Origin of the sequence: Desulfomicrobium macestii (genome assembly GCF_014873765.1) — a bacterium.
In the GTDB taxonomy this organism is placed as follows: Bacteria; Desulfobacterota; Desulfovibrionia; order Desulfovibrionales; family Desulfomicrobiaceae; genus Desulfomicrobium; species Desulfomicrobium macestii.
Window position 1 is genome coordinate 45,689 of record NZ_JADBGG010000006.1, and the last position, 12,509, is coordinate 58,197.

12 protein-coding genes are annotated in these 12,509 nt (G+C 59.5%); 6 read left to right on the forward strand and 6 right to left on the reverse strand.

All coding sequences use genetic code 11. The features are described 5' to 3' along the window. Nucleotides 1–19 precede the first annotated feature (19 nt). On the forward strand, nt 20–505 hold the full coding sequence (locus tag H4684_RS05505; RefSeq protein ID WP_092192751.1) for a chemotaxis protein CheW: 486 nt from the start codon (nt 20–22) through the stop codon (nt 503–505). Between the two features lie 118 nt (nt 506–623). Here the strand turns inward: H4684_RS05505 and hcp are convergent, their stop codons facing one another. The 3 genes from hcp to H4684_RS05520 all read right to left on the reverse strand — a co-directional run bounded on the left by hcp (nt 624) and on the right by H4684_RS05520 (nt 4,079). Next, nucleotides 624–2,285 carry a hydroxylamine reductase gene (hcp, locus tag H4684_RS05510; protein WP_092192753.1) on the reverse strand — a complete coding sequence of 554 codons (1,662 nt, stop codon included), beginning with the start codon at nt 2,283–2,285 and terminating at the stop codon, nt 624–626. Between the two features lie 75 nt (nt 2,286–2,360). Further along, the gene (locus H4684_RS05515) at nt 2,361–3,542 is read right to left on the reverse strand and encodes an FprA family A-type flavoprotein (RefSeq protein ID WP_192623098.1); all 1,182 of its coding nucleotides are present in this window, start codon (nt 3,540–3,542) and stop codon (nt 2,361–2,363) included. Between the two features lie 78 nt (nt 3,543–3,620). Continuing rightward, nucleotides 3,621–4,079 carry an HPP family protein gene (locus H4684_RS05520; RefSeq protein ID WP_407644764.1) on the reverse strand — a complete coding sequence of 153 codons (459 nt, stop codon included), beginning with the start codon at nt 4,077–4,079 and terminating at the stop codon, nt 3,621–3,623. 144 nt (nt 4,080–4,223) lie between these two features. Here H4684_RS05520 and H4684_RS05525 point away from each other — a divergent pair, with 144 nt between their 5' ends. From H4684_RS05525 to H4684_RS05540, 3 genes are read left to right on the forward strand one after another with little or no spacing between them, the layout of a single operon-like run. Then, a complete protein-coding gene (locus H4684_RS05525) occupies nt 4,224–5,054 on the forward strand; it encodes a phosphate ABC transporter substrate-binding protein (protein WP_192623099.1) in 831 nt (276 codons plus the stop codon). Nucleotides 5,055–5,058: 4 nt separating this feature from the next. Further along, entirely contained in the window at nt 5,059–6,870 is a 1,812-nt protein-coding gene (locus tag H4684_RS20570; RefSeq protein WP_225940267.1) for a phosphate ABC transporter permease, read from the forward strand. Further along, on the forward strand, nt 6,858–7,625 hold the full coding sequence (locus H4684_RS05540) for a phosphate ABC transporter ATP-binding protein (protein WP_225940268.1): 768 nt from the start codon (nt 6,858–6,860) through the stop codon (nt 7,623–7,625). Before H4684_RS20570 ends, H4684_RS05540 begins: the two co-directional genes overlap by 13 nt. A gap of 82 nt (nt 7,626–7,707) precedes the next feature. Here the strand turns inward: H4684_RS05540 and H4684_RS05545 are convergent, their stop codons facing one another. Then, nucleotides 7,708–8,358 carry a peroxiredoxin gene (locus H4684_RS05545; protein ID WP_192623100.1) on the reverse strand — a complete coding sequence of 217 codons (651 nt, stop codon included), beginning with the start codon at nt 8,356–8,358 and terminating at the stop codon, nt 7,708–7,710. 393 nt (nt 8,359–8,751) lie between these two features. On the opposite strand from H4684_RS05545, the gene H4684_RS05550 reads away from it, so the two are divergent. Together H4684_RS05550 and H4684_RS05555 are read left to right on the forward strand one after the other, a co-directional pair. Continuing rightward, on the forward strand, nt 8,752–10,029 hold the full coding sequence (locus H4684_RS05550) for a double-cubane-cluster-containing anaerobic reductase (RefSeq protein ID WP_192623101.1): 1,278 nt from the start codon (nt 8,752–8,754) through the stop codon (nt 10,027–10,029). Beyond that, nucleotides 10,026–10,802 carry an acyl-CoA dehydratase activase gene (locus tag H4684_RS05555; protein ID WP_192623102.1) on the forward strand — a complete coding sequence of 259 codons (777 nt, stop codon included), beginning with the start codon at nt 10,026–10,028 and terminating at the stop codon, nt 10,800–10,802. The genes H4684_RS05550 and H4684_RS05555 overlap by 4 nt, the downstream gene beginning before the upstream one ends. A gap of 68 nt (nt 10,803–10,870) precedes the next feature. On the opposite strand, the gene H4684_RS05560 is transcribed toward H4684_RS05555, so the two are convergent. After that, nucleotides 10,871–11,644, reverse strand: coding sequence for an ABC transporter ATP-binding protein (locus tag H4684_RS05560; protein ID WP_192623103.1), 774 nt, complete (start codon nt 11,642–11,644; stop codon nt 10,871–10,873). Nucleotides 11,645–11,647: 3 nt separating this feature from the next. Beyond that, nucleotides 11,648–12,481, reverse strand: coding sequence for an ABC transporter permease (locus H4684_RS05565; protein ID WP_092192767.1), 834 nt, complete (start codon nt 12,479–12,481; stop codon nt 11,648–11,650). Nucleotides 12,482–12,509: the final 28 nt, after the last annotated feature.

Sequence of the window (12,509 nt, forward strand, 5' to 3'; positions counted from 1 at the left end):
CCAAAGGCCGAACTGACTCATGAATGACAACACCACCCTGCAATATCTGACCTTCGCCCTGGGCGAAGAGATCTTTGCCCTGGAGACCGGCTCCGTGCGCGAGGTCATCGAACTTGTGCCCGTGACCCGCATCCCCAAGACGCCGCCCTTCATGCGAGGAGTCATCAACCTGCGCGGCCACGCCGTGCCCGTGGTCGATCTGCGCATCAAATTCGACATGCCAAAGACCCAGGACACGGTGAATACCTGCATCATCATCGTGGATGTCGAGGTCGAGGGCGAGAACTGCTACATGGGAGCGATCGTCGATTCCGTGCGCGAGGTCTTTGAAATGACAAGCGACCAGATCAACCCGCCGCCGCGCATGGGCACGTCCATCAGGGCGGACTTCATCCGGGGCATGGGCAAGCAGAACGAGGAATTCATCATGATCCTCGATATCGGCAAGGTCTTCTCCCAGGAGGAACTGGCGCGCGTGCACGACCATGAAGTGCTTGACGCCTAGCACAATGCCCTGCCGTTCTGAACGGTAGATACGGTTCCAACGATCTGAATGCCAAAAAAGCCCCCGCCGGAAATTTCCGTCGGGGGCTTTGCCATCTCGTGCCGCTCGAACGTGCGGTCTACTTTCCGGCCATCATGGCCGCGATGTCGTCCTGCACGATGCCGATGGGCTTGATGTTGAAGTTCTCGACCAGCACCTTGGCCACATTCGGGGACAAAAAGCCCGGCAGCGTGGGCCCGAGGCGGATGCCCTTCACGCCCAGCGCCAACAGGGCCAGCAGCACGGCCACGGCCTTCTGCTCATACCAGGCGATGTCGTAGGACACGGGCAGGTCGTTGATGTCGTCGAGGCCGAAGACCTCTTTGAGCTTCAGGGCGATGACGGCCAGGGAATAGGAATCGTTGCACTGCCCGGCATCGAGCACGCGCGGGATTCCGCCGATGTCGCCCAGATCCAGCTTGTTGTAGCGATACTTGGCGCAACCCGCCGTCAGGATGATGGTATCCTTGGGCAGGTTCTCGGCCACCTCGGTGTAATAGCCGCGCGACTTCTGCCGTCCGTCGCAGCCGGCCATGACCACGAAACGCTTGATGGCTCCGGACTTGACCGCTTCCACCACCTTGTCGGCCAGGGCCAGTACCTGATGGTGCGCGAAGCCGCCGACGATGCTCCCGGTCTCGATCTCCGTGGGCGGCGGACATTTTTTGGCCCGCGCGATCATCTCCGAGAAATCCTTGGCCCCGCCTTCCGGACGGTCGGGAATGTGCGTAGCCCCTTCGTAACCGACCACGCCCGTGGTGTAGAGACGATCCAGATAGGTGTTCTCTTTTTTGAGCGGCACCAGACAGTTGGTGGTCAGCAGGATGGAACCGTTGAAGGATTCGAATTCCCGGTTCTGCTCCCACCAGGAACCGCCGTAGTTGCCCACGAAATGGGAGTATTTCTTGAAGGCGGGATAGTAGTTGGCCGGGAGCATCTCGCCGTGGGTGTAAACATCCACGCCCGTGCCTTCGGTCTGCTTGAGCAGTTCTTCCATGTCCTTCAGATCATGGCCGCTGATGAGGATGCCGGGGTTCGTGCCCACGCCGATGTTGACCGTGGTGATCTCCGGGTTGCCATAGGTCGTGGTGTTGGCCTCGTCCAGGAGGGCCATGGTGGTCACGGACATGTTCCCGGCCTTCATGACCAGGGCGACCATTTCATCTACAGACAGGTCCTTGGTCGTGGAGGCCAGGGCCTCAAGCATGAAGTCGTCGATCTCGGGCTTGCGAAAACCCAGCACCGCCGCATGATCCGCATAGGCGGCCACGCCCTTGAGGCCGATGATCAGAAGCTCGCGCAGGGAGCGCACGTCCTCGTTCTCCGTGGCCAGAATGCCCACGGTCTTGGCTTTTTCAGCGAAGGCGGACGAATCCGCGCTCCAGGTCGCGGCCTCGGGCAGCGGATCGGCGAAATCCTTGCCGTGTTTGGCCTTGAATGCGGCCAGAAAGGAATTTCTCAGTTTGTCGCGCCGGGCCAGGCCCTCCTGGATCAGTGCCACGAAGCGGGCATCGTCCCAGTTGGCGTTGGTGATGGTGGCAAAAAGAGCCTGCAACACGAAATCGTCATTGGAACGATCCGGCTGCCCCAGTTCCTTGAGCCTTTCGCCGTACACGGCGATTCCCCGCAGCACGAAAATAAGCAGATCCTGCAGATTGGCGGTCTCTTCCGGCTTGCCGCACATGCCCTTGACCGTGCAGCCTGTATTTTTGGCCGTTTCCTGACACTGAAAGCAAAACATACCGACCTCCTTCAACTGTCTGTTCCTTGCCGCGTGCAAGCGCACGCACCTCTACCAATTTTCAATGACTCAAAACTACCCCTGAAAGCCGCTCTCCCGGTGTCTGGCGGCAATGGCGTCCGCCAGGCGCTCCAGGGCGTCAAAGGTGTCATCCTTGGGCAAACCCTTGCACAACACGGGCTCAAGTACCTCGACCTTCAGATTGGGTATCATTCCGGCCAGGGTTTCCACGGTCTTGCCGCCCCACCCATATGAGCCGATTATGGACAGATATTTGGCCTTGGGCCGCAGGGCGTTGGCCAGAAACGCGGCATTGGCGGCCATGGGATGCGGTCCGGCCAGTACCGTGGGAGTACCGAGCACGATGGTTCCCGCATCCACCAGGGACATGGCCAGCTTGCCGATGTCGGTCACGGCGAGGTTGAAAAGCTCCACCCGCACCTCGCGTTCGGACAGGGCCGCGGTCAGATGGTCGACCATGAGCCGCGTGCTGCCGTGCATGGAGACGAAGGGGAATGTCACCAGATTGTGCGGAGCGCCCGAAACCCAGTCTCTGTAGGCGTCCACGATCCAGCCCGGGCTGTCGTAGATCTGGCCGTGGCTGGGGGCGATCATGCGGATGTCGTGGGGGCTCAGTTTTTCCAGGTTCTTGGCGATGATGCTCCGAAAAGGCATCATGATCTCGCCGAAATAGCGTTTGGCGGCTTCATGCACCCGGCCCTGGTCGCGCACGAAGAGATCGCTCGTGGCGATATGTGAGCCGAAAAAGTCGCAACTGAACAGGATCTTGTCCTCGGACAGATAGGTGGACATGGTTTCCGGCCAGTGCACCCAGGGCGTGAGAATGAAGGTCAGCGTCTTGTCGCCAAGAGAGAGGGTTTCACCATCCCCGACGACGATGAACTTTTCCTCGGGGATGAGCAGGAGGTCCATGAGCATTGACTTGGCCTTGGCGTTGGTGACGACCTTGGCCTCGGGGTAGAGGTCCAGCACCAGGGCGATGGTCCCGGAATGATCCTGCTCGGCATGCTGGCAAACGACGTAATCGAGCTTTTCCACACCTTCCAGATGCCCGAGCAGCGTGTCGACCATGTCCGGATCCACGGCATCGATGAGCGCGGTCTTTTCGCTGCCTTCCACAAGGTAGGCGTTGTAGGTCGTCCCGTCGGGAAGCGGAACCAGGGAGTCGAAAAGGCGTCTGTCCCAATCGACAGCGCCCATCCAGTATACACCATCAGTGATTTTTTTCGTTCGCATCAGAGATTCCTTGTCATATCTTGTGTGTTGCAAATTTGGCGAAGCGAGTTCCGGTCGTTACGGCAAAACCCTTACGAGTCAGAACCAGAATTCCGGATAGCGCCTGCCCCTGGGAATGTTGTTGACCACCAGGGCGACCAGAAGCAGAACCACCGCCCCCAGCCCCGCCGGAACCAGGGCGTACATGTAGCCCAGGCTGTGCACCGAATCTCCGCCGATGACCGCGATCAGCGCCGTGGCCCCGCCCGGAGGATGCAGGGTCTTGGTCAGGTGCATGGCCGCAATGGCCGTGGCCACGGCCACCGCGGCCGCCAACCATGGAGCTTCACCGAGGACCTGCTGCGCGCATACACCAATTATTGCGGAAAGAACATGCCCCCCGAGCACATTTCTCGGTTGTGCAAGGGGGCTGCGGATAGCCCCGTAAACCAGCACCGCCGTGGCCCCGAATGATCCGATGAGCAGGGCCTGGCCGGTTTGATCGACCATTCCGACTTTCTGGAAATTCGGCTCAGGAATCGTGGCATCCCATACCAAAATTCGGCCACAGGCGCAGAATACCACGTTTCAACCATCCGTTTTTTCAATGAAAATGATGCCCACTCATAGATGCTATCAATTTGTTTTCCCACCTTTGCTGGCATAGTGCAATTGCCAACATATTATTCTTGGAGGCCTGAAATGAAAGCTTGGACGCATTTTGTCATCTCATTGATCGTAGGTGTTTTCCTGACCAGCGGCTTTGCCCACGCCGGTTTGCTCGACAACTTCGCCGGCCAGTCCGGCAAGATCGACATTGCCGGGGGCACGGCTCACATTCCGGTCATGACCGAGGCAGCCAAAAGGATCATGACGGCCAACCCCGGCATCCGCATAAATATCGAAGGAGGCGGGACCGGTGTGGGAGTCCAGAAGGCCGGCGAAGGACTGGTCGATATCGGCAACACCGGCCGCGCCCTGTCCGAAGACGAAATCGCCAAGTACGGCCTTGTTTCCTTCGCGTTTGCCGTGGACGGAGTGACCGTGGTCGTCAATCCCGCCAACGCAGTAGCGGACTTGAGCGCGGCTCAGGTGCAGGACATTTTTTCAGGCAAGATCACCAATTGGAAAGAAGTCGGCGGAGCTGATGCACTCATCAATCTCTATTCCCGCGACGAGGCCAGCGGCACGCGAGAAGTCTTCTGGGGCAAGATGCTCAAGAAAGGAGCCATCGCCGACAGCGCCAACATAGTGGCCTCCAACGGCGCCATGAAGGTGGCCGTGTCGCAGGATGCCGGCGCAATCGGCTACATGAGCATCGGCTTCGTGGATGCCTCGGTCAAGGCGCCCACGCTGGACGGAATCGAACCTTCGCAGGACAACGCCAAATCCGGCACCTACAAGGTGGCCCGCAAACTCTACATGAACACCAAGGGCCAGCCCCAGGGATTGGTCAAACTGTTCATCGACTATGTGACCAGCCCCGAGTGCACGGACATCATCGCCAAGGCCGGCTACATCCCGCTCCAGTAGAGGCATGCAGCAAATACGAACCTGCCGGCAAAATTCCTCGCGGTTTTGCCGGCAGCTTTTTTTCGACCGGGTGGTCAGGATTCTTTCCTGCGGGGCCGGATTCATCTCTCTTGGGACTCTTGCAGCCATCTTCGTCTTCCTGCTGGTACTGGCCCTGCCCCTCTTTCTGGAAGGACAGTGGGGGCAAATCCTGTCCCTGACCTGGCGCCCGTACCAGGGGCACTATGGCATCCTGCCCATGATCGCCGGTTCCCTGGCATTGAGCGTGTCAGCCTTTGCCGTGGCCTACCCGCTCGGCCTTGGCATCTGCGTCTTTGCCTGCGGACCAGGCCCACGCCCCCTGCGCCGGGCGGTCATAGCGGTGATCACCTTCATGACCGCCATCCCCACCGTGGTGTACGGTTTTGTCGCGGTCTTTCTGCTCGTGCCCATCCTGAGCGGCGCCCTGACGGGCAGGAGCGGACCATCCCTGCTGGCGGCATGCCTGACCCTGGCCCTGCTTGTCCTGCCGACCATCGTCCTCTTTCTTTACCAAACCATGCGCGAGACGGAAAAGCGGACCCGCCTGACCAGTGCGAGCCTTGGCTTTTCTCCGCTCCAGGCCCTGCTCCTGGTCGTCCTGCCGGGCTCGGCCACGGGCCTGCGCACCGCGGCCATCATGGGTTATTGCAGGGCCTTGAGCGACACCCTCATCCCCCTCATGCTGGCCGGAAACGCACCGCAGTTGCCGACCTCCTTTTTCGACTCCATCCGCACCCTGACCGCGCACATCGCCCTGGTCGTGGCCACGGACAACAGCTCGCCAGCGTTTCATTCCCTTTTTGCCTGCGGCCTGCTGCTCTTCGGCATGAGCCTTGCGGTGCAGTTCATGATTCGCAGACATGACGCGTCCACCAAACCGCTGGGCGGGAAGTGGCTGGACCTCCTGTCCTTCCTGGCCGGGCACCGGCTTTGCCGGACGCTGATTCACGTCTGGTCGGGAACGGCCTCGGCCCTGATGCTCATTGCCATCGGCGGTCTGGTCGTCTTTTTGCTTCGGCAAAGCCTGCCTGTCTTCAATACGCGGCTTTTCTTCGGCGACGCGCCGATCATGGCCGCAATCCTGGGGCGCGCACCTGTCTGGGACGGCATCTTCGCCGCCTGCGCAGGGACGGTGGCGCTGGTCGCCCTGGCCTCGCTCATGGCCATCCCCGCCGGTATCGGCGCAGGTATTGCCCTGTCTCAATATCTGCACGGCAGGCTCGCCCGCGCGCTCAGATTCTCGGCCAACACCCTGGCCGGAGTGCCATCCATCGTGATGGGTCTGTTCGGCTTCTCGCTGATCATCTTTCTGCGCCACACCATAGCCCCCGAGGCCAACACAAGCCTTCTGCTCTCCGCGTTCTGCCTGGCCCTGCTCATCCTGCCGTACATGATCAATGCCACGGCTCAAGCGCTGGAGACGCTGCCGGAGGAGCTTCGTCTGCTGGGCCCGAGCCTCGGCATGACCAGCCTGCAGAGCCTGCGGCGCATCCTGCTTCCGGCCGCGAACCGGGGAATCCTGGGCGGAATCGTGCTGTCCATGGGCCGCGCCGCCGAGGACACCGCCGTCATCCTCCTGACCGGTGTCGTGGCTCAAGGCGGACTGCCGCGCGGACTGCTGGACAAATTCGAGGCCCTGCCCTTCACCATCTACTACCTTGCCGCCCAATACCAGAGCGCGGATGATCTGCACAAAGGTTTCGGCGCGGCCCTGACCTTGCTTGTCCTGACCGTGCTCCTTTATGGAGGCGCGCGAATGCTGCGGGCGGGCATGGAGAATGAATGGAAAAAATGACGCCCCTCTTCACCTTGCGCGACGTAGGCGTGGCCCTGAATGGCAAGCGGATCCTGTCCGCCCTTAATCTTGAGATCATGAAAAACCGGGCCACCTTTGTCATGGGCCGCTCCGGGGCGGGCAAGACGACCCTCTTGCGGGTCTTCAACCGCCTGAACGACTGTTTCCCCGGCTGCACCACCACCGGAGAGGTGCAGCTCCACCGCGACCACGGAGTCGTGCGCCCCTACTCGGGCGACATTCCCTTGCCCGAACTGCGTCGGCTGGTCGGCATGGTCTTCCAGCACCCCAACGTCCTGCCCATGAGCATCGGGAACAATATCGTCATGCCGCTGGCCACCGTACACGGAGTCAAGCGCGCGGACGCCATGGACGCGGCCAGGCAAGCGCTCAAGGAGGCGCAGCTCTGGGACGAAGTGCGCGACCGTCTGGACGCCGATGCCCGCACCCTCTCCGGCGGACAGCAGCAACGGCTGTGCCTGGCCCGCACCCTGGCCATGAAACCCAGCGTCCTGCTTCTGGACGAGCCGACTTCATCCCTGGACCACAAGGCCGCCAAGGGCATCGAGGAATTGCTTGAAACCTTGAAGGGTCGATACACGCTGGTAGTGGTCTCGCACAGCCTGGATTTCGCGCTGCGACTTGCCGACGACATCATCGTGCTGCGCGAAGGCCGGACTCACCGCCATCTCCTGCCCCGGGAACTCAAGGGGGAAAGCGCTGCGATTCTGACGGAACTCGAAGCCATGTACTGATTCCACAAAAAAATGACGCCTATCAATCATTCGACAAGCGTCATTCTTTTTGCATGCAAAGTTTTTATCGGAAAAATTGCAACTATTTTTCCAATGGCTTGTGGCAAAACCACCAGTCATAGCATTCATTTTCCTTGAGTCGTTTAGCTGCGTCTTTTTCATTTGTTGCAGGAGGTATGATAACGCGATCGCCAATAAGTTCATTATGTGGCCATCCTGCTGCTATCGCGCCCTGCTTGTCTGATATTTGCAAAGCCTTCACGACGCGGACAATCTCATCCATGTTCCGCCCTATTTCTTGCGGATAGTACATAATCAAACGCACCTTTCCTTCCGGGTCAACAATAAATACGGCACGTACAGTATTGCTACCCTTGCCGGGGTGCAGCATGCCGAGTTTCATGGCCACGGCGTCATTGGCCGCTACAATTGGAAATTTTATCTCCACGTTCAATTCGGATTTAATCCACTGGACCCATTTGATGTGGGAAAAGACCTGATCGACCGACATCCCGACAAGCTTGCAGTCAAGAGCTTCAAATTCTTCGAATCTCTTCTGAAAGGCAACAAACTCGGTCGTGCAAACAGGCGTGAAATCGGCGGGATGACTGAAAAACACAAACCATTTGCCTTTCAGGTCCTCCGGCAACTTCATTGGGCCATGCGTTGTTTGAACCCTCAATTCAGGAAACGGATCGCCCAGCAACGGCATGCCTACTTTTGATTCTTCCATCGACATGTCTCCTTTTTGTACCGTCTGTTGAAAGCAACGCGTCCTCAAGACGACGGTCTTGTCTGCAAGGACTGACACAACTGTCTCAACGGATTTATATGAAAACAACTATTAGAGCTATACATTCTCATTATCAAAACAAACAAATTGATTTTGAAAATCCTCCAATACATCTTGAATCAGAAAGATGGATACCGGACCAGCGAAATCCAAAAGAGGTTATCAAGGGCGACTGGCTGCAAACAATTCTGCGTTCCGGTCAAATATAGTACCGCAAAAAAACATCTCACATCAATATTTTCGATCAATAACCAAAGAATCCATCCACTATCCCGATTTGCATCCACCTCGCCTTTCCAGCACATAAGGAAAAATTATTCTCCGGAGGTAATGATGACGCAGGAAGCTTATCGGGAAATGTGGGAAAATCTGAATCTGGATATAGCGGCCCATGACGGACTTCTGGGCGTGCTCGGAAAATTTTACGGCGACATCTACATGAGCCAGAAGGGTCGTCTCCAGGGAATGGAGTATCTCGACTTCGTGCTTTCGGAAGTGCACGGCCTGCGCATCAAGGAATTGCAGGACGCCAAGGCCCAGGGACGCAAGATCATCGGCACATTCTGCGTCTTCGTCCCCGAGGAGCTGGCCCTGGCCGTGGATGCCGTGCAGGTCGGCCTTTGCGCCGGAGCCGACGCGGGCAAGGAAGCGGCTGAAACCCTGGTGCCGCGCAACACCTGCGCGCTGATCAAATCCTTCATCGGGTTCAAGCTGGCCCGGCTGTGCCCCTACACCGAATCGTGCGACCTGATCGTCGGGGAAACCACCTGTGACGGCAAGAAAAAGGCCTATGAGGCCTTCTCCGAACACGCGCCCATGTACGTCATGGAAGTGCCCCAGACCAAGACGGAGTCGGCCCGCGCCCTGTGGAAGGCCGAAGTCCTGCGCTACATGGCCAGACTCGAGGAACTGACCGGCAGAAAAGTCACCGCCGAAAAACTCGCCGAGGCCATCAAAACAGTCAACGCCCGCCGCCGCGCCCTGCAGCGTCTGAACAGGCTGCGCGCCGCCGTGCCCGCGCCCATCTCCGGCCGGGATGTGCTGCTCATCAACCAGGTCAGCTTCTACGATGATCCGATCCGCTTCACCGCATCCATCAACACCCTGTGCGACCAGCTTGAAGAACGGATCACGGCCGGCGAAGGCGTGGCACCCAAAGACGCTCCCCGGGTCATGCTCTCGGGCTGTCCCATGGCCGTGCCCAACTGGAAGCTGCCCTACGTCATCGAGAGTTCCGGGGCCGTCATCGTCGGGGAGGAATCGTGCATCGGCACCCGCAACACCCGCGATCTGACGGACGAGTCCGGCCAGACCCTCGAAGAAATGATCGACGCGCTGTGTGAGCGTTACATGAAGATCGACTGCGCCTGCTTCACGCCCAACGCCGAACGCCTGGACAACGTCGAGACCATGGCCAAGGACCTCAAGGTCGACGGCGTCATCCAGTACGCCCTCATGTTCTGCCAGCCTTACGCCCACGAAGGCATCAAGGTGGAAAAGCGGCTCACGGCCGGCGGCGTCCCGAGCATGTCTCTGGAGACGGACTACTCCATGGAAGACATCGAGCAGCTCAAGACCCGCGTCGAAGCCTTTCTGGAAACCGTCAAATGACGGTTCTGGGCATCGACATCGGCTCCCGCTCCATTGAAGTGGTGGCCATGGATCAGGGCAAGGTGGTGGAAAAGCGGCAGGCTCCCACCACCTTCAACCCGGTGGCGCAGCTACTGGCGCTCCTTGATGGCCTGGATGCCGGGCTGGCGGTGGCCACGGGGTACGGACGCAAACTGGTGCAGGACCTGGATCTTGGCTTCCCCGTGGAGACCATCACCGAAATAAAGGCCCACGGTCTTGGCGCGCACCATCTTTTCCCGGCGGGCCGGACCGTGCTCGACATCGGCGGACAGGACACCAAGGCCCTGTCCCTTTTGCCCAGCGGCCGGGTCGGCAAGTTCGAAATGAACGATCGTTGCGCGGCGGGCACGGGGAAATTCCTGGAATACACGGCCCAGATCTTCCAGATCCCGGTCCGGGATTTCGGGGCATACGCCCTTGGCGGCGACAAACCGCCCATCATCAACTCCATGTGCACGGTCTTCGCCGAGACCGAGGCCACATCTCTCATGGCCCAGGGCGTGCGCCCCGAGAACATCGCGCTCGGCCTGCACCTCTCCATCGCCCGGCGCACGGCGAACATGCTCAGCCGCGTGGGCCTCGTCCTGCCGCTGATCTTTGTCGGCGGCGTGGCCCACAACCCGTGCATGCGCCAGTTGCTCTCCGAGCAGACGGGCGCCGTCATCGGCGAAACCCTGTTCATCCCGGAGGAACCGGACATGACGGGAGCCCTGGGCGCTGCGCTGTGGGGCGAAAGCCTTGAGGCAAGCTGAGAAAAGAAACACAAACCACGAATGCATGATCAGTCGGGGCCGGATAACGACCCCGACTGTCTTGCGCTTCAGAATTCTCCCGCCGCGGCCACTTCCTCTTCCAGCATGTCAAGTATTCGTGCCGTCAGTCGGGCGTATTCGGGATTGCTCCGGTCCCGTGGATGCCCAAGCCCGACATCGATCACTTCGCGAATCCTGCCCGGCCGGGAAGTCATGACCACGATGCGGTCGGCCAGATACACGGCCTCATCCACGCTGTGAGTGACCAGAATCACGGTCTTTCTCGTCTCCCGCCAGATGCGGAGCAGCTCTTTCTGCATGAGGATGCGCGTATGGGCATCAAGGGCGCCAAAGGGCTCGTCCATGAGCAGGACCTGCGGGTCCGTGGCCAGGGCCCGCGCAATGGCCACCCTCTGCCGCATGCCCCCGGACAGTTCGTACGGAAAGGCCTCGGCAAATCGGGTCATGCCCACCAGACCGAGATAATGCATGGCAAGCTCGATCCGCGCCGCCTTTTTTTCCTGTAAAAATTCAAGTCCCAGGCAGACATTGTCGCGCACGGTGCGCCAGGGCAAAACCGAATATTCCTGAAAAACCATGCCCACGTCCCGGTGCGGGCGATCAAGGGGACGATCGTTGTAGGTGGTCTGTCCGCCGTCGGCCCGCTCCAACCCGGAAATGATCCGCAGCAATGTGGATTTGCCGCATCCCGAAGGCCCGACGATGCACACGAACTCGCCACGGCCAATCCCGAGGCTGGCCTTGTCCAGCGCGGAAACAGCCTGCCCGCGTTCAGTGACGAAGGATTTGCTCACTTCGCTGATCTGCACGATATGGTTCATCAATTACCTCGCGAGCCGCTGCCACGAAAAGCACCGGCGTTCGATCCGACGGAACAGCCAGTCCATGAGCGCCCCGGTCAGGCCTATGCTGAACATCCCGGCGACGACGATATCCGTCGATGCCATGGTGTAGGCATGGGTGATCAGATACCCGACTCCCGAGATGCTCCCCGGGAGCATCTCGGCCGAAACCAGACACATCCACGCCACGCCAAGACCGATACGCATGCCGTTGACCATGGACGGCAGAGCCGCCGGGAGCAGAATCTTGCGGAAAATATCGAACTCGCCGGCACCGAGCACGCGGGCGGTATCGATGAAGACGCGATTGACGTTGCGCACGCCGTGGATGCTGCTGGTAAGCACCGGGTAGAAGGCTCCGATGAAGATGATGAATATCATCGAATACTTGAAATTGTTGAGATAAACAAACCACGGCCCCCGATCCACCCCGAAGAGGTCGGCGAAGCTCGCGATTCCGAACCAGGCCATGACCAGGGGCACCCAGGCCAGAGGCGGAATGGGACGAAAAAGATTCAGAAAATCTCCAAACATGGTGTGCACCGAGACGTAGTATCCCATGGCGATGCCGAGCGGAATCGCGACCAGAACGGCCACGATATAGCCGAGCAGCACCCGGAACAGGCTGACCACGATGTTGGTGATCAGGGAGCCCATGCTGAGCAGGTCTTCGTTCGGATGAAAAAGCAGCTCGGCGACTTCTCCCACCGTGGGCAGAATGACCTTGTTGCCGATCATGAGTGCAGCCCACGACCAGAGGGCGAGAAAGGCGAGAACGGTCGCAAGCGAAAGAACGCGGTGAAAGGAGCTGTGCATTGTCAAAATCCGGGGCAGCCGCCGACTC